Raw genomic sequence first — 21,261 nt, forward strand, 5'->3', positions numbered from 1 at the left:
GAGGAAAGTCGCCCCTCCCCTGCGCCCGCGCAACCAGATTCCGCGGCGAAAGCCGAGGTGTTGCCATTCCCCGTTCCCGCTGCGCCAGCGCCTGCCCCGGTGCCGGAAGCCGGACCCCGAAATGCGTTTGCCAATCTGAGCCGTCCAAAACCTCGCGCGCCCGCGCGACCGGCGGAACTGGCACAACGGATCAGAGCGCAGCCACCCTCTGCCGAACGGCTGCGCCAAGCCGCACCCTTGGTCACAAGACTGGAAGCGCTGCTTGAGCGTATGGGCAAAGCGAACTGAAATCTTGGACGGAAATTGACAGTCGCGCCGGAATTCGCCCTTGCCCTCAGGTGTGAATCGGGTAGATAAGCCGCACAGAGCGTCGGGCTATGGCGCAGTCTGGTAGCGCGTCCGTCTGGGGGACGGAAGGTCGCAGGTTCAAGTCCTGCTAGCCCGACCACTTATAAACAGAGTCACCTTCTTGCTTGGACGCGGCAGCGCGCGATCAGCGTTTCATTGCGCTGTCAAAAGCTGCGGCCATGTCACGCCACGCTTTTTCGAACCCGTCTTGAATATCGCCCCAAGCTTTCTCGTTGCTGTCGCGCGCCTCACGCAACTTGGCCTCAAACGCGTCGCGTTGCGCCTTCATCTCTTCAAGCTGTTCTTGATATTTTAGCGTCATATCGGCCTGAGCAGCGCGCGCCTTTGCCTCTTGCTTGGCAATCTCGGCGTTCCATTCATCAATCTTGGCCTTCATCTTTTCGACATACGCATCGCGGTCCATATCATGTCCTCCTCTCCATGAATGAGGTTGATGCTACGACCGGGGCATTCTTCTTGCAACCGGGCTGTGCTTGTCCAGCGCGCTTGGGCTTCCATGAACAGCCTTGCTTGTATATGCACAGGAACAAGCAACAGTGTATCGGGAACATACCATGTCGGATTTCGGGGTCCTGCCCGCACAAACCTTGCGCGAGATGGTCGCTCGCGGGGTCATCAGTGCCGCGCCTGCAGTGACCGAGGCACAGATTCAACCCGCCAGCCTCGATTTGCGGCTTGGGACGCGGGCCTGGCGGGTGCGGGCCTCGTTTCTGGCTGGTAAGGGGCGGCGCGTGGCAGATCGGCTGTCCGAGTTGGAAATGCACCAGATGGATCTGGCGAATGGGGCAGTTCTGGAAAAGGGCTGTGTCTATGTTGTGCCGCTGATGGAATCTTTGAACCTGCCCGCCGGGATACAGGCCGTTGCGAATGCCAAAAGCTCGACCGGGCGACTGGACCTGCTGACCCGCGTCATCACTGATGAAGGGGTGGAGTTTGATCGCGTTGCAGAAGGGTATCAAGGCCCGCTTTATGCGGAAATCTGTCCGCGCTCCTTTTCGGTGCTGGTGCGCCCGGGGATGCGGCTGAACCAGATCCGGTTTCGGAACGGGCATGCGGTGCTGAGCGATGCGGAATTGCACGAGCTGCACAAGGCAGAAACCCTTGTTCCGGATGTGCCGGTGATTTCCGAAGGGCTGGGGTTTTCGGTCGACCTGCGCCCGGCGGCGGGCACCTTGGTCGGCTACCGCGCAAAGCCTCATACCGGCGTGATCGATATGGACCGCATCGGGGCCTATGATCCGGCAGAATTCTGGGAAGAACTGCACAGCCGGGATGGCCAGATCATCCTTGACCCCGGTGCCTTCTATATTCTGGTCAGCCGCGAGGCCGTGCACATTCCGCCCGATTATGCCGCTGAAATGGCCCCTTATCTGGCCATGGTCGGCGAATTCCGCGTGCATTATGCTGGTTTCTTCGACCCCGGTTTTGGGCATGTCGCAGCCGGTGGCGCCGGGGCGCGCGGGGTTCTGGAAGTGCGCTGCCACGAAGCGCCTTTCGTGCTGGAACATGGCCAGATCGTGGGCCGCCTTGTATATGAACGCATGGCCAAGCGACCAGAACGGCTTTATGGCGCGGATATCGCGTCAAACTATCAGGGCCAAGGTTTGAAGCTGGCCAAGCATTTCAAGGCGGTTTAGTCGGGTGCTGGAACTTGTCGATATCGCCTTTGTGATTACCGCCTTCGTCACCCTGTTCGTGGTGATCGACCCTATTGGCACCGCCCCCTTGTTTTTGGCTTTGACACAGGGAATGAACCCCGCCAGACGGCGCGCAATCGGGCTGCGTGCCTGCATTATCGCGGCAATCCTGCTGGCATTATTCGGCGTAGCAGGCGAGGATTTTCTGCGCTCTATCGGCATTTCCATGCCTGCTTTCCAGATTGCAGGCGGCATCCTGCTGTTCCTGACAGCGCTGGACATGCTGTTTGATCGCCGCACACAGCGGCGCAAGGATCACGCCGATGAAGGCAGCGGTGTACAGGCCGATGACCCTTCGGTTTTTCCGCTCGCCATGCCGCTGATCGCGGGTCCGGGGGCAATGGCGACGATGGTGCTGCTGATTGGCGAAGCAGGGCGCACAGCACAGGGCGTGGCACTTGTGACCGCCGTGATGTTGGTTGTGATTGCGCTGGTGCTGCTGGCGTTTCTATCTGCAGGCTTGATCGAGCGGTTGTTGCGCCGCACTGGAACAATGGTGATGACGCGACTGTTCGGCCTGTTGCTGGCCGCACTATCGGTTCAATTCGTATTGAACGGCGCTACGGCAATCGGAATTCTGCCAGCGGCCGCCATGACAATGTAAGGTCGGAACCCGGCGTGACTCCGGGTGCCTGCCTTATTCAGCCGCCGAAGACGTCTTGTCCTTATCTTCCGCCTCAACCTTGGCTTCAGCCTTTCGCGGTTTTCTTGGGGCGCGGCGAGGTTTCGGCTTTTCCTCGGCCTCGGCGGGCTGTGGTGCTGGCGCATCTACGGCAGGCTCTTGCACAGGTTTTGCAGTCTTGGGTTTGCGGCGATTGGCAGGCTTTGCTTCGGCCTTGGGTGCGGCCTCAACTTCGCTGCTGGCTGGGACTTCGGCCACATTCTGCGAAGACTTGCTCTCTGGTGTTTCTACCAGCGTTGCTTCATCCGCGTCCTGATTGAAATCCTGCACAGCAAACGCGCCCTGCGCCCCATTGCCGCTGGCATAGCCAGAAGGCTGAGATTGCTGCCCGTTGTCATCATGCTGACGTCGATTATCGTGCCGACGTGACGATTGCTGGCCCCGATCATCGGAGTGACCATTGCGGTTGCGATCGTCACCCTGTGCCCGATTGCGCTCATCATGCTGGCGGTTGCGATCATCCTGCTGCTGCTTGCGCGCTTCCTGTTCGGCCTGCATCTCGCGCTGTGCCTGCGCCAGCATACGCGTGTAATGTTCGGCATGCTGCTGGAAATTCTCTGCCGCAACACGGTCGTTGGACAATTGCGCATCGCGCGCGAGGACCTGATATTTTTCAATAATCTGTTGCGGCGTTCCCCGGACCTTGCCTTCCGGGCCGGAACTGTCGAACACGCGGTTGACAATATTTCCAAGCGACTTGGGGCGGTTCGTTTTAGAACGCGAGCGTTTGTTGGTAGATCTCATGCTTTAATATATCCTGCCTGTCATGGCATGAAGCGCAGTCTTGGCCCAAGCAAATCGTTGTCGAAATACCCAGACTGCTATGAGGGATTGCAAGGCACGGCGCATCCCCGCGGCCGCGTCTTACCTGTGCATGTTGCACGGCACAGAGCCTAAGACAAGCCCCCGCGCAATAAAATATGGATTAATGGCGATATAGTGCGGATTTGCGCCGGTTTTTCACCATTATTACGCCTGCGCCACAACAACCCGACCGCGCCCCGACAGATCTGGCAGAATTTGTCCTCGTTTCAGCCCGGCTTGTGTAAACAGCGCCAAGACATCAGCCCCCTGCCCCACGCCGATCTCGACCATCAGCCAGCCTTGCGCAGCCAGATATTTCGGCGCCTGCGCCGCAATCACGCGGTATGCAGCAAGCCCGCTACCGTCGCATCCATTGGGCACAAGTGCCATATGGGGTTCCCAGTCGCGCACTTCTGGGGCCAGCCCCGCGAAATCCGTGGCAGCAATATAAGGCGGGTTAGAGACAATCAGATCAAATTCGCCCTCAACCTCGCTGAACCAGTCTGAATGCACAAACCGTGCGCGCGCTGAAAGGCCCAGCGCCTCGGCGTTTTGTCTGGCCACCTCCAACGCGTTTGGCGACAGATCGACACCCAGACCTGTTGCCTCCGGGCGCTCTGCCAACAGGGTGAGCAAGATCGCGCCGCTGCCAGTGCCCAGATCAAGAACACGCCCGACAGGGTGTCGCAAGGCCGCTTCGACCAGGGTTTCCGTTTCCGGGCGCGGGTCCAGAACATCCGGGCTTACTTGAAATGACCGCCCCCAGAACAGGCGCGCCCCAATAATCTGGGCGACAGGCTGGTGACGCGTGCGGGCCATGATTGCCTGCCGGAACAGGGTTTCCTGATCCGCTGTTACGGGGTCATGCAATGCCAGAGTCAGTCGGTCGCGCTCTATGCCCAGCGCATATGCCAACAGCCAGCGCGCGTCACGCGCACTATCTTCGATGCCCGCAGCCTTCAGCGTGTTGATACCCTCGGCCAGCAATGCCTGCGCATGCATCATGCCTCCATCTCGGCCAGTCTTGCGGCCTGATCGGCGGCGATAAGCGCATCAAGCACTTCGTCCAACTCGCCTTGCAAGACGGCATCCAGCTTATACAGCGTCAGATTGATGCGATGGTCCGTCATGCGCCCTTGTGGGAAATTATAGGTGCGAATGCGTTCTGACCGGTCACCGGAACCGACCTGAGCCTTGCGCACATCTGCACGATCAGCCGCCGCGCGCTGGCGCTCCATGTCATAAAGTTTTGCCCGCAAAACCTGCATGGCAATGGCCCGGTTCTGGTGCTGCGACTTCTCAGAGGAGGTCACGACAATCCCGGTGGGAATATGGGTAATGCGAACGGCGCTATCGGTCGTGTTCACATGCTGCCCCCCTGCCCCAGAGGCGCGCATCGTATCGATGCGGATATCCTGCGCGGGGATGTCTATGTCCACCTCTTCCGCTTCGGGCAGCACAGCAACTGTCGCGGCGGATGTGTGAATCCGCCCGCCAGATTCCGTGACCGGCACGCGCTGCACACGGTGCACCCCCGATTCGAATTTCAACCGCGCAAAGACGCCTTCACCCTCGATCCGCATCACGGCTTCGCGCAGCCCGCCCAATTCGGTTTCGGAATGGCTGACCATCTGCACCTGCCATCCACGCGCCTCGGCGTAGCGCTGGTACATACGCAGCAGGTCGGCGGCAAATAGGCTGGCTTCCTCTCCGCCAGTGCCGGGGCGCAACTCGATCAGCGCGGGGCGTGCATCGGCAGCGTCCTTGGGCAAAAGGGCCAGACGCAAATTCTGCTCCAGCCGGGGCAGTTCGTCGTCCAGTTGCGCCAATTCTTCTTCTGCCAGCGCGCGCATCTCGGGGTCGCCGCGCATCTGTTCAGCCTCAGCCCGGGCCGTTGTCGCCTGCCGATAGGCTGCAATCTGGGCCACAACTGGTTTCAGTTCCGAATACTCGCGCGTCAGCGCCGCAATATCAGACGGCGCGACCCCCTCCATCAGGCGGGCCTCAAGGAATTGGAACCGTCGGGTTATCTGGTCGAGCGTGTCATCGGAAAACATAGCTGTTCTAGTGACCAAACTCTCGCACAGGGTCAAGCCATGAAGGACTTGTGCTGGACGCGAGCGCGTCAAGGACTTAATACGAGGTTGGACGTAATTGCGTCTTCACATCGGGATTTTTGAACACATGGGCGAATACGCCGCGTATCTTGATACGGCATTCTGGGTCAGCGTCGGCGCGATTCTGTTGCTTCTTGTGATCTCGGGCTTCTTTTCAGGGTCTGAAACAGCACTGACAGCCTCAAGCCGTGGCAAGTTGAAAGCACAGGCTGACAAGGGTGCGACAGGAGCAAGAAAAGCACTGGCCCTGACAGATGACAGCGAACGCATGATTGGTGCGATCCTGCTGGGCAACAATATGGTCAATATTCTTGCCGCTTCACTGGCCACAGCCCTGTTCACGCGCATCTTCGGGGAAAGCGGGGTTGCGCTGGCCACCTTGGTGATGACGCTTCTGGTGCTTGTCTTTGCCGAAGTCTTGCCAAAGACCTACGCCATCTCGAACCCGGAATCTGCGGCCACGCGTGTCGCGCCACTGCTGCGCTGGGTGGTCGCGATATTCTCGCCGATCGTCAGTGTCGTGCGCTTTGTGGTGCGCCGCGTGCTGGCGCTTTTCGGCGTCACGATCGACCCGGACAGCCAGATCATGTCTGTGCATGAGGAGATAGCAGGCACATTGGCGCTTGGACATTCTACAGGGTCCGTGGAAAAGGAACATCGTGACCGTTTGCTGGGTGCGCTGGACCTGTCAGAGCGCACAGTTGAAGAGATCATGCGCCACCGCTCTCAGGTGGAAACCGTGAATGTTGATGACCCGATAGAAGAAGTCATCGCGCAATGCATCAATTCTCCGCATTCGCGCCTGCCCATGTATCGCGAAGACCCCGAGAATATTATCGGAATTCTGTATGTCCGCGATCTGGTGCGCGAAATGCACGGGCTGGTCACGCAGGCGGGGGGCAGCTATTCGGCCATCGCCAAGCTGGACCTGGATGCGCTGGCCCGCCCGCCTTATTTCGTGCCCGAAACCACCCCGCTGGATGAACAGATGCAGGAATTCCTGCGGTTGCGCCGACATTTTGCGTTGGTGGTGGATGAATATGGGGCCTTGCACGGGCTGATCACGCTCGAAGATATCCTCGAAGAAATCGTGGGCGAGATCGAGGATGAATACGATACCACACACGCCCCAGAGGTCGAGCGTGGCGAGGGTGGTGAGGTGCTGGTGGACGGGGCCATGACCATCCGCGACCTGAACCGCACACTGGACTGGTCACTCCCCGATGAGGAGGCGGTCACAGTTGCGGGACTTGTCATTCATGAAGCCCAGTCCATACCCGAGGAAGGACAGGTGTTTTCATTCCACGGCTGTCGCTTCAAGGTTCTGGCCCGCGATGGCAACCGGATCACCCGGATCAGCCTTAGGCGCTCTGATGATCAGTCAGGGACGAGCTGAATGTCCGGGCTGAAGCTTGCCATCAGCCCGCTGTTCCAGAGGTGAGCGACAGGAACACATCTTCCAGATCAGGGTCTTCGCTGGTTACATCGAGGATGACCCCACCCGCCGCAGAAACCGCACCCAGAATATCACCTGCCGTGTTCATGCTGCGCCTGTATGTCAGTGCAAGTAGCCCGCTCTCGCGCTGTTCCTGCCGCACCTGAGGGGGCAATTGCAGGTTTTGCAAGGGCTGTTCCAGCCGGAACAGAAGCGTCTTGGCATCCAGCCGGCCCACCAGTGCCGAGGTTTTGTCGCGTACGATCACCTGCCCATGATTGATGATGGCAATCTCGTCACACATCTGTTCGGCTTCTTCCAGATAATGTGTGGTCAGGATGATCGTCATTCCCTGTTCATTCAGCTTGCGGACATTGGACCACAGCATCTGGCGCAACTCGATATCCACCCCGGCGGTCGGTTCGTCCAGAACAAGCACATGGGGCGCGTGCACCAAAGCTTTGCCCAGCAGCAACCTGCGCCGCATCCCACCCGACAATGTCCGCGCATAGGCTTCGGCCTTGTCCGCAAGCCCGATCATCTCAAGAATCTGGTCCGTTCGGCGCTGGGATTTCGGCACACCATACAGCCCTGCCTGTACCTCTAGCGCGCCGCGCGGGGTAAAGAAGGGGTCCATGTTCAACTCTTGCGGCATCACACCAATGGCAGCGCGCGACTGGCGCGGGTTGATGTCCTGATCAAAGCCCCAGATCCGCACTTGCCCGTCAGTCTTGGTAACCAGCCCGGCAAGAATATTGATCAGCGTCGATTTGCCTGCACCATTTGGCCCCAGCAAACCGAATATGCTGCCCGCTGGAATGGACAAGTCGACACCTTTCAACGCGTCTTTCGGGGCCGCCCCCTTTTGTCCTGCATAGGTCTTGCGCAGGCCGGTGATTTCAATGGCCTGTTGGGTCATCCTTGCCTCGTCTTTCCTTGCCCCGCTCTTGTCGCGGCTTGCGTTTTCAGTATGATGCAGCATCTAAGGTACAAGCCGCTCAGCGACAAGGACAAGACAGATCATGACATCGCCGTTTTCCCACGACGCCCCGGAAACCGAAATCGTCACTGCGATGCGCGTCTGCTGCGATGGCGGCGAAGGCGCGTTGGGGCATCCGCGCGTCTGGCTGTCACTCAGCCATGAAACAGGCGCGGTCGAATGCCCATACTGTGACAAGCGCTTCATTCATCGCGATTACGCAGAAGATAACGCCGCATAAACCGCAATGGACAAATATAAAAAAGGTCAGCCATGAGCAATCGCGAAACGGGCTTTGGAAAAGGCTGCCATCTGCATCTGATCGACGGATCAGCCTATATTTTCCGCGCTTACCATGCACTGCCACCGCTTACGCGCAAATCTGACGGGCTGCCGGTGGGGGCCGTGGCCGGGTTTTGCAATATGCTCTGGCGTTACCTCGGCGAGAATGGCGCCAGCGCCGACGCGCCGACACATGCCGCCGTGATCTTTGACTACTCGTCCAAAACCTTCCGCAACGAGATTTATGAACTCTACAAGGCCAACCGACCAGAGCCGCCCGAAGACCTGCGCCCGCAATTTCCGCTGACGCGCGATGCCAGCCGCGCCTTCAACCTTGCCACGATAGAGATCGAGGATTACGAGGCCGATGACATCATCGCCACCCTTGCCCGACAGGCGAGAGAGGCAGGCGGGCGCGTCACAATCATCTCCTCCGACAAGGACCTGATGCAGCTTGTGGGCGGCGGGGTCGAGATGCTGGATGCGATGAAAAACAAGCAGATTGGCGTCGATGAGGTACGCGAGAAATTCGGCGTCGGTCCCGAGCGCGTGGTCGATGTGCAGGCGCTTGCAGGCGATTCGGTAGATAATGTGCCCGGCGCACCGGGGATCGGGATCAAGACCGCCGCCCTTCTGATCAATGAATATGGCGATCTGGAAACGCTGCTGGAGCGCGCAGAGGAAATCAAACAGCCCAAGCGCCGCGCAGCGCTGATCGACAATGCCGAGTTGATCCGTATCTCGAAACGGCTGGTCCTGCTGGACGACCAGACGCCGCTGGATTTCACGCTCGATGATCTGGAAGTGCGCCCACCGGACGAGAAAGCGCTTCTGGACTTCCTCAATGAAATGGAGTTCCGCACCCTGACGCGGCGTGTGGCAGACCATTTCGGAACCGAACCACCCGCTGCCCCGACCTTATCGCCGACCGCGTCAGAGAGCGATGCCGCGCAGGCTTCGACCGAACAGCCGGATTTCAAGAGCGCGGACTACGTCTGCATCCGTGATCTGGACACGCTCAAGACATGGATCGCAAGGATTGAGGAAATCGGCCATGTGGCAGTCGATACAGAAACCACATCGCTGGATGAAATGCGCGCGGAACTGGTGGGTATTTCGCTATGTATTGACGCAGGTCATGCGGCCTATATTCCGCTGACACATCGCGCCGGCGGTGGGGATCTGTTTGGCGCAACCGAACTGGTCGAGGGGCAATTGCCGCTGGAACAGGTTCTTGAAATACTCAAGCCCGTTCTGGAAGACCCCGCCATCCTCAAAATCGGCCAGAACATGAAGTATGACGCCAAGATTTTTGCAAATCGCGGCATCACGATCACGCCGATAGATGACACGATGCTGATGTCCTACGCGCTGCACGGGGGCTTGCACGGGCATGGCATGGACACACTTTCGGACCGCTATCTGAACCATCAGCCGATTTCGATAAAGTCGCTTCTGGGAAGTGGAAAATCTGCCATCACATTCGACCGTGTCGGAATAGACGACGCGACGCGATACGCCGCCGAGGATGCCGATATCACCCTGCGCCTGTGGCAGATGTTCAAGCCGCGCCTGCATGCCGCACAGGTCACCCGCGTTTATGAAACACTGGACCGCCCCCTTGTGCCGGTTCTGGTGCAGATGGAACGCAGTGGGATCAAGGTCGACCGGGATGTGCTGTCGCGCATGTCGAACGCCTTTGCGCAGAAGATGGCCGGTCTGGAAGCGGAAATCTACGATCTGGCGGGCGAGCGTTTCAATGTAGGCAGCCCCAAGCAGCTTGGCGAAATCCTGTTTGACAAGATGTCACTGGAAGGTGGCAAGAAAGGCAAGACCGGCGCTTATGCGACGGGCGCGGATATTCTGGAAGATCTGGCCGCTGAAGGCCATGACCTGCCCGCGCGCGTTCTGGATTGGCGGCAGCTTTCAAAACTGAAATCCACCTATACGGATGCACTGCAAGATCATATCCACCCGGACACAGGCCGGGTGCATACATCCTATGTGATCACTGGCGCCGTCACAGGGCGGTTGGCCTCAACCGACCCGAACCTTCAGAATATTCCGATTCGCTCCGAGGAAGGCCGCCGCATCCGCACTGCCTTTGTCGCCGAAACAGGCCATAAACTGGTCGCCCTCGACTACAGCCAGATCGAGTTGCGGATTCTGGCACATATTGCCGGGATCGACAGTCTGAAACAGGCCTTCCGCGAGGGGCAGGACATCCACGCCATGACAGCATCAGAGATGTTCAATGTGCCGATGGAAGAAATGACCCCCGAAATCCGCCGACAGGCCAAGGCCATCAATTTCGGTGTGATCTACGGAATTTCCGGTTTCGGGCTGGCACGCAACCTGCGTATTCCACGCAGTGACGCACAAGGGTTTATCGACCGCTATTTCGAGCGTTTTCCGGGCATCCGTGCCTATATGGACGACACGGTCGAATTCGCGAAACGCGAAGGCCGGGTCGAAACACTGTTCGGGCGGCGCATTCACACCCCCGAGATCAATGCCAAAGGCCCCGGCGCAGGCTTTGCCAAACGTGCAGCGATCAATGCGCCGATTCAGGGAACCGCCGCCGATATTATCCGCCGCGCCATGATCCGCGTGCCACAGGCCATAGCCGATCTGCCCGCAACGATGCTGTTGCAAGTCCATGATGAACTGGTCTTCGAGGTGGCAGAAGACGCCGTTGACACAGTAACAGCACGCGTGCGCGAAGTCATGGAGGCCGCGGCCGAGCCGGTTTTGCGTCTGGATGTGCCGCTGGTCGTGGATGCAGGTATGGGCGATACTTGGGCTGAAGCGCATTGATACAGCCCCGGGGCGCTGCCCCGGACCCCGGAGTATTTTCAGCAAGAAAATGAGGTTGGATCAGAGGACTTCGAAACGGTCAACATCGACCATGCCGAAATCGGTGATCTTCAGATGCGGGATAACAGGCAAGGCGATGAAGGCCAGTTGCAGGAACGGTTCCTGCAAGGTGACGCCCAAAGATTTGGCGGCTTTGCGCAGATCGACCAGCGTGGCATGCACGGATTCGTAGGAGTCCAGCGACATCAGCCCGGCAACAGGCAGGGGCAGTTCGGCCAGGACCTTGCCCTGAGACGCCACGACGAACCCGCCTTCGATGTCTGACAGGCGGTTCACCGCCAAAGCGATGTCGTCATAATCGGCACCGACTGCGACGATATTGTGGTGATCATGCGCCACTGTGGCTGCGATTGCGCCCTGCCCCATACCAAAGCCGCGCACGAACCCGGTGGCGATGTTTCCGTTCTTGCCATGGCGTTCCACCACAGCAACGCGCAGCAGATCGCGGGCAGGATCGGGGCGTTTGTCGCCCTGATCCGGCACAATCGTTTCGCGCAGATGTTCAGTAATGATTTTGCCTTCGATCACGCCGATGACAGAGGTTTCCGGCGTATTGGCAGCATGGCGAAAATCTTGCGCCACCACCTTTGGCGCGCGGACCGAATTTCGGGCGACAGGGTCAATCACCTCTCGTGCAGCGAAACTGGCATCGTTTACCACCCGCCCTGCGCACAGGACCAGAGAGGCGCGGCACTCCGCAAGGTTTGGCAGCGCAACGATATCGGCGCGTTTGCCCGGCGCGATCTGGCCGCGATCTTTCAGTCCGAAAGCTTCGGCGGCCGACAGTGTTGCCGCGCGATAGACCGCAAGCGGGTCACACCCCAGGGCGATCAGCGATCGGATCATGTGATCGAGATGGCCGTGCTCGGCTATGTCCAGCGGGTTTCGGTCATCTGTGCACAGGCACATGTAAGGGGCAGTGATTGGCGTCAGCAGCGGCGCAAGTGCGACCATGTCCTTGCTGACAGAGCCTTCACGGATCAGGCAGCGCAACCCTTTCTGGAGTTTTTCGCGCGCCTCCTCTGCGCTGGTGGATTCATGTTCCGTGCGGATACCTGCCGTGACATAGGCGTTCAGGTCACGCCCAGAAAGCAGGGGCGCATGTCCATCTATATGACGCCCGGCAAAGGCATGCAATTTTTCCATACAGCCCGGGTCGCGGTGAATGACACCGGGGAAGTTCATGAACTCTGCCAGACCGATGACTTTCGGATGATCGGACAGGGCGATCAGCGCCTGCGCGTCCAGATCAGCGCCTGCCGTTTCCATATGCGTAGACGGGACACAGGACGACAGGTTCACACGAATATCCATGACGGTCCGCAAAGCTGCGTCAAGAAAGTATCGGATCCCCGCGCTTCCTGCGACATTCGCAATCTCGTGGGGGTCACAAATCGCTGTTGTGACCCCGCGCGGAGCCACGCAGCGGTCAAACTCGAACGGAGTGACCAGCGAGGATTCGATGTGCAGATGGGTGTCGATGAAACCCGGCACCAACACCTGCCCTGACAGGTCGATCACCTCGCGCCCGTCATAGCTGTCGCCAACCCCGATGATGATGCCTTCGGAAATCGCGACATCGCCCTTGAGCAAGGCCCCGGTAACTGTGCAAAGAACCTCTGCACCGCGCAAAACCATATCTGCGGGCACTTCGCCGCGGGCCTGTGCGATGCGTGTCTCCAAGCTCATGTTATCCCCCGAGATTTGACCAAGTCTTATTGTGCAGCCTTTCGGATGCACAAGGCAAGCCTTCAGCCCGGATGTTTGTCCAAAGCCATGTCGTAAAGCGCATAATCTTCTGCATAGCGTTGCTCCAGTCGAGAGCGTAACGCGGGATCAAGGCGGAGTTCCTTCTCGGGCGAGACGTTGAGGCGTCCAAGGGTGATCGTCGTGGCAAGACGCTGGCCAAGAAATGCGACGAATTCGGACATTGCGTCGTAGCGGTACAGGTGGGTCACTGTCTCACCTGTCTTGGGATGGGTCAGGAACCGCGCCTGCTGCCCGACCGCTGCGAAAGCGGGCTGTGGCTCGGCCAGATAGCCATCAACGAACTGATCAAAACTCAACCCTCGCGTGCTGCGCGTCGTGCCGTTCAGCCAGCTGCCGTGGCGAAACCGGAACCAGCTTCCCAACCAATCTTCGGGATGGCGGATCAGCGCGGCAGTTTGCGGCGGTTCATCCTCGAAGATCTGGATGAATTTCTCCATCCGCCACTTGTATCGCTGAAAGGTGCAATGCTTGATACGCGGGTCACCCTGCAAGACCATATCGGCCAGCGGCGCCAAGGCCTGTTCCAGCGCCGTGCTCCCCGTCTTCGGGGTCGCCAGAAGCACCAGCTTATGCTTGAGAAAATACAACATTTTGGAAATGCCACCTTTGAAGTTGTGAGAATGTCGTATCGTGAAGCGGCCCCAAGGTCCACATCTCTGGATTGGTGTTTCGTACCTGACCCAAGGTGGCACAATGAGTGAGTGGTGCAGTTCTTCGGGGGTTTGGCGACATATCAGCATAAAGAACGAAGCCGCGTAGCGTCGGGCCGCGGTGCGGCGATCCAACGTTGAATCAGTAGCGCTTTATGCTGGCCAAATCCGCGAAAGATCAGATCGTTGCACTGGGGGCGGCCCGGCGATGCGCGGCGGCGCTTTGCGCCTTGATTCCGCGCTGCTCAAAGTCGGCAAAGCCCCTCAGATCGGCCACAGAGTATCTTGCATCTAGTGCTGTATCTAGCTGGCGGTGCGCACCATCTGCAAGTTGTCACAGGCGGCTTCGTGACCGCTATGGGCGGTCTTGTCCCAATAGAATGGTGCGACAATCAATTCATAAAGCGCCTTGTAAACGGCCAGTACAGCCAAAGGGAAATATCCGTGCAATGCAGGCAGCCATGGCCGCAAATGACGATGTCCTCGCGAACTGAGCGCCAGAAAACCGACGCTTATCGTCACGGCCTCTGCAAGCAGAAAAACGGTCACAAACCCTATCATGACCGCAGAGCCAAGTTGTGCCTGCAACGGGTGGCCCAACCCGATGAGCATCAACCAGAAACTCCAGAGCAAAGGTGCCAACATGAATTGCACCAATGTCCCAAGGAACAAGACCTGAACCCCGAAAAACTGCCAGGCCCCAAGCTGGCGCCATAGCTGCAGCGGCGCGCGCATATGAACAAGCCATGTCACCGCATAGCCCTTCAGCCAGCGCGAGCGTTGTTTGACCCAAGGAATGGCGCGGCAATTTGCCTCTTCCAGCGTCACAGTGTCCAGTAGCTGCGTATAATAGCCGTGTCGTGCCAGCCGGATGCCCAGATCCGCATCTTCGGTCACATTATGCGCATCCCACCCGCCCAGAGAGTCCAGAATGTCGCGCCGGAAGAACAGCGTTGTGCCGCCCAGCGGAACCGCCAGCCCCAAGCGCTGCATCCCCGGCAAGACAATGCGGAACCAGGTTGCATATTCAATAGTGAAACACCGCGACAACCAGTTCTGGCGGGCATTGTAGAAATCGAGCACGCCCTGCACACAGGCCAGATTGGGCGGGCCATTCTGGAAACACGCGACAACCTTGTGAATCTGCGCTGGCTCGGGGGCGTCTTCTGCATCATAGACGCCGATAATCGTGCCCCGCGCGAACAGCATCGCATAATTCAGCGCGCGCGGTTTGGTCTTTAGGGGCGCATCTGGTACTGCGATTACCCGCATCCAGCGCGGCAACTCACACGCGGCCAGTGCGGCGCGCGTGGCATGATCATGTTCTTCCACTACCAGCAGAATATCCAGCAACTCGCGCGGCCATGTCAGGCGGGACAGTCGATTGACCAGTCGCCGGACGACCATCGGTTCATTGTGCAATGGCACAAGGATAGAGACCACAGGCTTGCGTTGTCGTACAAGCTGGTCGGTTGGCCTAAGTAGCGGGACGCATTTCTGCCGGTGGCTGTGAATAGCAAAAGCTGCGGCCAGCTTGAGCAGAGAATTTACCAGCAGAAAGAATGACGCCAGAAAGGTAAGCGACATCATAACGCCCAGCGGATAAACCACCGCCAGCGCAATCAGCGACGCAGCGCACAGGCACAAAACATTGCCAAACCAGCGCGAGTGTAGTTTGCGGCAACTCTCGGCTTCCGACACGCAGGTTTCGGCCCAAAGTTTCATGCGGTTGCGGCGTGTTTTCAGCAAGGCGTTGTGAAGGCAGGCTTCGCTGATGATGACCAGCGCCAAAGGGCCGAACAGCAACTCCAACTCATCACGATGCCTTTCAAAATGTGCAGGACGCGCAGAGGCAACCACGGTCACATCACCGGCGCGCAGCCAAGGCAGGCATTGCAACTGAAGGCAACGCTGCAAGCCCAATCGGTCGATCAGGGTCGGATCGGGAAGTGGCTGGGACTGGGAGAAGTAGCTTGTTTGATACTGGTGCGCCAAAGCAGCGGTTAACTGATCTTCGGTGATCAGGTTGCGGGCGATCAGAATATCGCCCAGATAACCGACCTGCTTTGATTGGTCTTCGAGCGCGCGCAGCAGGTTGTCACTGCTGACCAACCCCATATCCAACAAAATCTGGCCCAGAGGTTTGCGCGATTGGGGTGGTTTGGCCCTGATAGCATGCTCTAGCACGGGCTTGGTCTGTGCGCGCGACGATATACTATGACCATATGCCACGCTGCACCCTATCAACACACAACTTTACTAACGGGCATTAACGGCAAAGTTGGTAAATAAAAGGTTAAGCATGTTGGTGCGCCAAGTCAGAGTGAGCGCGCCAATGATGTGTTGAAACCATCGCTTACAAAGGAATACGACCGGATTGGACGTCAGCCGCGGAAAACTTTCGCGGCCAACAGTACACGCGCCAAGGCGGTGACCAAGCATAGCACCCCAAACCCCAAGGAAAGCGGTACAAAATAGGCCGGGAACAGACAAAGAAGCAGAAAAAATACAATCGTTTCCGTCCCCTCCAGCAATCCCCCCGTGAAATAGAGTGTTTTGACACCATGCGCATCACTGCGCATCTTTTTCTTTTCTGCCAACACAGCGAAACCAAGGAAAGACCCGGCATTCACATAAAAGCTCAGAAGCAGGAAAGCACCAGCGACACCATGCGCCTGCGGGTCAAGAACCACAAAGGCCAGCGGGATTGTCGCGTAAAACACATAGTCACAGGTTATATCCAGATAGCCGCCAAAATCTGTCACGCCGCGCGCCCGCGCAACAGCCCCGTCCAGCCCATCCGCCAGTCGTGAGGCGAGGATGAAAAGTATGGCCACAAAAAACGCTTCAAGAACAATTGCCAGCCCGGCAGCAAGCCCAAGTGCCAACCCGGCAAGCGTCACTGTATCTGCACGCAACCCCATACGTGCAGCGCTGCGCCCAAGTTTGTTAAGGGGCGGGTCAATAAAGGGGCGGATATGACGGTCCAGCATCGTTTCTGCGCATGCCTTTCTGGTTACAATGGTCTTACGTTGGTAAATTGCAAAGGGTTTCAAAAAATAGCGCGACATAGCATATTTGCGCGCCGGGCAAACACAGCGTTCCGCATGATACTGCGACGATGCGTTGAAAGAATATCCCATGTCGGCGAGATTTGCTATCGGCACTCTGACCTTCGTCGCGTTTCAGGTTGGGCAGGAGTGCCATTGACCAACCCGCCAGCCAACACTACCACTTACGCAGGCCCCGTCAGGACCACCAAGGCCCAGTTCACCAAGGATACCCCATGTTTCAGACCTACACCGCCTCTACCCGTCCCGAAGACGGCCCACCACGGCTGGCAGCCCTGCGTATGGCGTTACGGGACCTGGGGGTGGATGGCTATATCGTGCCCCGGGCCGATGCGCATCAGGGCGAATATGTCGCAGCATGTGACGAAAGGTTGGCCTGGCTGACGGGTTTCACCGGATCGGCGGGGTTTTGCATCGTGCTGCCAGATCGCGCGGGGTTATTCGTAGACGGGCGCTACCGCGTGCAGGCGCGGCTGCAATGCGCCACGGATTTCACACCCGTCAACTGGCCCGAAACCACGCCCGCCACCTGGGTTAGCACCGCTTGCGCGGATGGGGCCGTCATTGGCTTTGACCCCTGGCTTCACACCCCCAAAGAGATTGATACCCTGCAAGCGGGGCTTTCGGACAGCAGCGTAACCTTGCGCCCCGTAACCAATCAGATTGATCCGCTCTGGGCAGACCGTCCTGCCGCGCCAATGGTCCCGGCACGCAACTACCCAGAGGCTTTGGCTGGCCGGTCATCGCAGGAAAAGCGCGCAGAACTGGCAAAAGCGCTTCAAAAGAACCGAGAACGCGCTGCCGTCTTGACCCAGCCAGACAGCATTTGCTGGCTGCTCAATATTCGGGGGGGCGACTTGCCGCGTCTGCCCGTCTTGCAAGGGTTCGCAATCGTGCATGATGACGGGCGCGTCGATCTGTTCACCGCACCGTCCAAATGTGCCGATCTGGATCTGGACGAAGGGGTCAGCATCCGTCCGTCCGAGGCGTTTGCGCCTGCGCTGCGGACCCTTTCGGGTATGGTGCGGCTGGACAAGGCCACTGTGCCGGTTGCCGTGGTCGATATCTTGCGTGAAGCCAATACCGACATCTCTTTCATGCAAGACCCCTGCACCATGCCCAAGGCCCGCAAGACCAAGGCCGAACTGGCTGGCGCACGCGCGGCCCATCTGCGCGACGGCGCTGCAATGGCAGAGTTTCTGTGCTGGCTGGATGGACAGGCGCGACTCCTTCTGGACAGCCCCGATCATGTACTGACCGAGATCGACATCGCGCGCCAGCTGGAACAATTCCGCATAGCGACCGGCGCATTGGAAGATATCAGCTTTGATACGATCGCAGGGTCTGGCCCGAACGGGGCAATTGTCCATTACCGCGTGACCGAAGGCAGCAACCGCCGCCTGATGCCGGGCGATCTGATGTTGGTCGATTCCGGCGGGCAATATCTGGATGGGACCACTGACATCACGCGCACCATTGCAATAGGCCCTGTCGGCACCCACGAGGTCGAATGCTTTACCCGTGTTCTGCAAGGCATGATCGCAATCTCTCGGGCACGGTTCCCGCGCGGCGTGGCCGGCAGTCATCTTGATGCACTAGCGCGCTACCCGTTATGGCTGGCAGGGCAGGATTACGATCATGGCACCGGGCATGGTGTGGGGGCTTTTCTGTCGGTGCATGAAGGGCCGCAGCGGCTGTCACGTGTCAGCAATGTACCACTTGCAGAGGGCATGATTCTGTCCAACGAGCCGGGCTATTACCGCGAAGGTGCATTCGGCATTCGCATCGAAAATCTGATCGCCGTGCGCAAAGGAGAAACCCCAGACGGAGGCGATGCGCGAGACTGGCTTGAATTCGAAACCCTCACCCTTGCCCCGATTGATCGCAGGCTGGTGCAGACCAGCATGCTTTGCCCGCAAGAGCGTGCGTGGCTTGACGCCTACCATATGCGCGTGGCAACCTTGCTTCAGCCAATGGTCAGTGAAACGACCGCTGCATGGCTGAGAGAAGCTTGCAAACCCATGTAAATGACCAAATGCGCGCTTTTGCCCGCTTTGCCTTTGTGTGCAGAGCCTGCGATAGTGCGGCGGAACGATAATCGAGAGGAACGAAGCAAGATGAGCAATGTCAGAATTTACCCGGCGGTTGGCAAATGGGTCGTTCGCGCCAACGGATCGGTTATTGGCGAAAGCACCCGCGCGCTGGAACTGCTGCAACGCGACTACCCTTTCGTAATCTACTTTCCGCGCGAGGATATTGCTTCTGCTGTGCTGGACGCATCTGACCGCCCATTTATCTGTGATGACCGTGGGACTGGCGTGCATTTCCACGTCTCCAGCCCGGAAGGCGTGATTCAGAATGCGGCCTATAGCCTGACCGACCCCACGCCGGAAGCCGCAGAATTGCGCGAGTACCTGGCCTTCGATGCAGGCAAGGTCACAGTCGAGCGGGTCTGAACCAGTCAGCCAAGGCAGGTGTTGCGATCATGCTGCCTTGGAAGAATGACTTTGCGACGGGGGCCAGTTCGGCCCCTTTTGCATTACGTGAGAGGGCAAGCGGCAATATCGCTTGCACCGCCCCGCCTCAACTTCGCGCCGCCAGTGCCTCAACCAGAATGTTGCGCAGAACGTCACCGGGCACGTCATCACATACAAAACTTTCGCCGATCCCGCGCGCAAGAATGAATCGCAAGCGACCGTCCTGCACCTTCTTGTCTTGCGCCATCAGCGCGACAAGTGCATCTGCATCAGGCAAATCGCCGGGAATATCGGCCAGATCAACCGCCATACCCATGGAGCGCAGATGCGCGCGCACGCGGCTGGGGGTTTCCTGCGCGCATAACCCCATCCGGGCAGAAAGTTCATAAGCCAGTGCGCAACCGATCGCCACGCCCTCGCCATGCAGCAACCGTTCGGAATAGCCTGTCGCGGCTTCCAGCGCATGACAGAACGTATGGCCAAGGTTCAAAAGCGCGCGCTCGCCTTGTTCCGTCTCGTCACGCGCGACGATCCCGGCTTTCATCTCGACCGACCGGCGTACGGCATATTGGCGCAAGCCCTTGTCACCCTGTGCCAATGCAGGGCCATTGATCTCCAACCACTCGAAAAACGCGGCATCGCCCAACAGGCCGTATTTCACCACTTCCCCATAGCCCGCCAGAAAATCCCGCCTCGGCAAGGTATCCAGCAGGTCGATATCGGCCAGAACCAGGCTGGGCTGATGGAACGCACCCACAAGATTCTTACCGTGATATGTGTTGATACCAGTCTTGCCCCCGACAGAGCTGTCCACCTGCGCCAAAAGCGAGGTCGGCACCTGCACAAAGCGCACACCACGGCGCAGTACTGCCGCGGCAAAACCGCCAAGATCCCCGATCACCCCGCCGCCAAGTGCGACAACAATATCACGCCGCTCCACTTTTTCGTCCAACAGCCATTCGACCGAAGCGCGCAAGCCTTCCCACCCCTTGGTCGCCTCGCCCGGCGCAAGGGCATGTGCGGCGCTGCTGATACCTTGCGCCAACAGGCCCGCCTTCAACCCCTCCAGATGCAAGGCCGCAACGCGGCTTTCCGTCAGCACAGCCACCCGCTTTCGCGCTAGCAAGGGCTGCATCAGGGCACCTGCCTGCGCCAGCAATCCCTGCCCGATCACGACATCATAAGCCCGCGCGCCCAATGGCACATGCACCCGGTCAATCTGCGTCATGTTGATACACCTTCCAGAACATCCGCGCGCGAGGCGAGTTTTGTCAGCACGGCGCGGGCCGTGTCAGCGATGGCATAAGCGGGCAATGTCTCGACCACCAGATCAGCCTTGGCATATAATGGCTCTCGCTGCGCCAGCAGATCGGCTAGGGTCGCACGCGGGTTCGCCGTCATGAGCAAGGGACGGGTCGTTTTCTGTCGCACCCGCGACCACAGCAACTCAAGATCAGCCCGAAGCCAGACGGAAACACCCAAATCCGAAATCAAGGCGCGTGTTTTCGCGTTCAGGAACGCGCCACCGCCGACAGACAGAACACCCGGCGTCCCGCGCATCAACCGTGCAATGACCTCTGCCTCGCGCGCGCGGAAGAAATCTTCGCCATCACGTTCAAAAATCTCTGAGATGCTCATTGCAGCGGCAGCAACAATTTCTTCGTCCGAATCAAGGAAAGGCACCGCAAGCATGCGGGCCAGTTCCTTGCCGACAGCCGTCTTGCCTGCCCCCATCATCCCGACGAGGACAACTGTCTTGTGCAGTTTCATGCCAGTGTCGTCCCCTCGTCATTCAATTTTCAAGTTTTCGTAGCCTGCCTGTTTATTGTCGTGATATTGCGTCATTGTCGACCGGTAAACCCCCAGAGTCATCTCGCATCACAGAGGGGTAGGAATTAAGAAAGGCAGGCCCGAATGCGCTATATTTTTCGTTTTTTGCTGGTGCTGGTGCTGCTGGCCGCAGTCGCTGTCGTCGCATATTCATATGTTGGCGACCTTACCGCGCAGCGCACACCGACCGAAACCCCTGTGACATTGGAAGTGAATTGAAA

The 21,261-nt window shown here is 58.6% G+C and carries 19 protein-coding genes, 1 tRNA gene and 1 pseudogene; 10 read left to right on the forward strand and 11 right to left on the reverse strand.

The genetic code is table 11. The features are described 5' to 3' along the window. Together EV660_RS18820 and EV660_RS07470 are read left to right on the forward strand one after the other, a co-directional pair. Window positions 1-288: pseudogene (locus tag EV660_RS18820) on the forward strand (hypothetical protein); the annotation flags it as partial. Between the two features lie 83 nt (window positions 289-371). Further along, window positions 372-448 (forward strand) — tRNA-Pro (locus EV660_RS07470). Window positions 449-493: 45 nt separating this feature from the next. Here EV660_RS07470 and EV660_RS07475 read toward each other — a convergent pair. Then, window positions 494-772 (reverse strand): sll1863 family stress response protein, encoded by a 279-nt coding sequence (locus EV660_RS07475; protein WP_071481064.1) that lies wholly within the window; start codon window positions 770-772, stop codon window positions 494-496. A 151-nt stretch (window positions 773-923) separates the two neighbouring features. On the opposite strand from EV660_RS07475, the gene EV660_RS07480 reads away from it, so the two are divergent. Then, window positions 924-2,006: a 2'-deoxycytidine 5'-triphosphate deaminase gene (locus tag EV660_RS07480; protein WP_071481065.1), complete on the forward strand. Its 1,083-nt coding sequence runs from the start codon at window positions 924-926 to the stop codon at window positions 2,004-2,006. A gap of 4 nt (window positions 2,007-2,010) precedes the next feature. After that, entirely contained in the window at window positions 2,011-2,670 is a 660-nt protein-coding gene (locus EV660_RS07485) for a MarC family protein (protein WP_232727284.1), read from the forward strand. A gap of 33 nt (window positions 2,671-2,703) precedes the next feature. On the opposite strand, the gene EV660_RS07490 is transcribed toward EV660_RS07485, so the two are convergent. The 3 genes from EV660_RS07490 to prfA all read right to left on the reverse strand — a co-directional run bounded on the left by EV660_RS07490 (window position 2,704) and on the right by prfA (window position 5,609). Further along, window positions 2,704-3,492 (reverse strand): DUF4167 domain-containing protein, encoded by a 789-nt coding sequence (locus tag EV660_RS07490; RefSeq protein WP_071481066.1) that lies wholly within the window; start codon window positions 3,490-3,492, stop codon window positions 2,704-2,706. A gap of 225 nt (window positions 3,493-3,717) precedes the next feature. Further along, a complete protein-coding gene (gene prmC / locus EV660_RS07495; RefSeq protein WP_375781717.1) occupies window positions 3,718-4,554 on the reverse strand; it encodes a peptide chain release factor N(5)-glutamine methyltransferase in 837 nt (278 codons plus the stop codon). Beyond that, window positions 4,554-5,609: a peptide chain release factor 1 gene (prfA, locus tag EV660_RS07500; protein ID WP_071481068.1), complete on the reverse strand. Its 1,056-nt coding sequence runs from the start codon at window positions 5,607-5,609 to the stop codon at window positions 4,554-4,556. The genes prmC and prfA overlap by 1 nt, the downstream gene beginning before the upstream one ends. Window positions 5,610-5,736: 127 nt before the next feature. Between prfA and EV660_RS07505 the strand changes: the two genes are divergently transcribed. After that, a complete protein-coding gene (locus EV660_RS07505) occupies window positions 5,737-7,065 on the forward strand; it encodes an HlyC/CorC family transporter (RefSeq protein ID WP_071481069.1) in 1,329 nt (442 codons plus the stop codon). A gap of 22 nt (window positions 7,066-7,087) precedes the next feature. On the opposite strand, the gene EV660_RS07510 is transcribed toward EV660_RS07505, so the two are convergent. Continuing rightward, the gene (locus EV660_RS07510; protein ID WP_071482181.1) at window positions 7,088-8,023 is read right to left on the reverse strand and encodes an ABC transporter ATP-binding protein; all 936 of its coding nucleotides are present in this window, start codon (window positions 8,021-8,023) and stop codon (window positions 7,088-7,090) included. A gap of 103 nt (window positions 8,024-8,126) precedes the next feature. On the opposite strand from EV660_RS07510, the gene EV660_RS07515 reads away from it, so the two are divergent. Both EV660_RS07515 and polA read left to right on the forward strand, forming a co-directional pair. Continuing rightward, entirely contained in the window at window positions 8,127-8,324 is a 198-nt protein-coding gene (locus EV660_RS07515) for a zinc-finger domain-containing protein (protein ID WP_071481070.1), read from the forward strand. A 32-nt stretch (window positions 8,325-8,356) separates the two neighbouring features. Continuing rightward, window positions 8,357-11,182, forward strand: coding sequence for a DNA polymerase I (gene polA, locus EV660_RS07520; RefSeq protein ID WP_071481071.1), 2,826 nt, complete (start codon window positions 8,357-8,359; stop codon window positions 11,180-11,182). 60 nt (window positions 11,183-11,242) lie between these two features. Here the strand turns inward: polA and ade are convergent, their stop codons facing one another. The 4 genes from ade to EV660_RS07540 all read right to left on the reverse strand — a co-directional run bounded on the left by ade (window position 11,243) and on the right by EV660_RS07540 (window position 16,655). Beyond that, window positions 11,243-12,931, reverse strand: coding sequence for an adenine deaminase (gene ade, locus EV660_RS07525; protein WP_071481072.1), 1,689 nt, complete (start codon window positions 12,929-12,931; stop codon window positions 11,243-11,245). 62 nt (window positions 12,932-12,993) lie between these two features. Next, window positions 12,994-13,602, reverse strand: coding sequence for a hypothetical protein (locus EV660_RS07530; RefSeq protein WP_071481073.1), 609 nt, complete (start codon window positions 13,600-13,602; stop codon window positions 12,994-12,996). Window positions 13,603-13,965: 363 nt separating this feature from the next. Beyond that, complete coding sequence (locus EV660_RS07535) at window positions 13,966-15,912, reverse strand: glycosyltransferase (protein ID WP_484334501.1); 1,947 nt, start codon at window positions 15,910-15,912, stop codon at window positions 13,966-13,968. Between the two features lie 134 nt (window positions 15,913-16,046). After that, on the reverse strand, window positions 16,047-16,655 hold the full coding sequence (locus tag EV660_RS07540) for a CDP-alcohol phosphatidyltransferase family protein (RefSeq protein ID WP_071482183.1): 609 nt from the start codon (window positions 16,653-16,655) through the stop codon (window positions 16,047-16,049). 293 nt (window positions 16,656-16,948) lie between these two features. Here EV660_RS07540 and EV660_RS07545 point away from each other — a divergent pair, with 293 nt between their 5' ends. Beyond that, window positions 16,949-18,760: an aminopeptidase P family protein gene (locus EV660_RS07545; RefSeq protein WP_071481074.1), complete on the forward strand. Its 1,812-nt coding sequence runs from the start codon at window positions 16,949-16,951 to the stop codon at window positions 18,758-18,760. Between the two features lie 90 nt (window positions 18,761-18,850). Next, a complete protein-coding gene (locus tag EV660_RS07550; protein WP_071482184.1) occupies window positions 18,851-19,189 on the forward strand; it encodes a DUF427 domain-containing protein in 339 nt (112 codons plus the stop codon). 127 nt (window positions 19,190-19,316) lie between these two features. On the opposite strand, the gene aroB is transcribed toward EV660_RS07550, so the two are convergent. After that, window positions 19,317-20,438, reverse strand: coding sequence for a 3-dehydroquinate synthase (aroB, locus tag EV660_RS07555; RefSeq protein ID WP_071481075.1), 1,122 nt, complete (start codon window positions 20,436-20,438; stop codon window positions 19,317-19,319). Further along, window positions 20,435-20,980 carry a shikimate kinase gene (locus tag EV660_RS07560; RefSeq protein ID WP_071481076.1) on the reverse strand — a complete coding sequence of 182 codons (546 nt, stop codon included), beginning with the start codon at window positions 20,978-20,980 and terminating at the stop codon, window positions 20,435-20,437. The genes aroB and EV660_RS07560 overlap by 4 nt, the downstream gene beginning before the upstream one ends. A 144-nt stretch (window positions 20,981-21,124) precedes the next feature. On the opposite strand from EV660_RS07560, the gene EV660_RS19015 reads away from it, so the two are divergent. Further along, the gene (locus tag EV660_RS19015; RefSeq protein ID WP_260162105.1) at window positions 21,125-21,259 is read left to right on the forward strand and encodes a hypothetical protein; all 135 of its coding nucleotides are present in this window, start codon (window positions 21,125-21,127) and stop codon (window positions 21,257-21,259) included. The last annotated feature ends 2 nt before the right edge of the window (window positions 21,260-21,261 follow it).

This window comes from Roseinatronobacter bogoriensis DSM 18756 (assembly GCF_004366635.1).
In the GTDB taxonomy this organism is placed as follows: Bacteria; Pseudomonadota; Alphaproteobacteria; order Rhodobacterales; family Rhodobacteraceae; genus Roseinatronobacter; species Roseinatronobacter bogoriensis.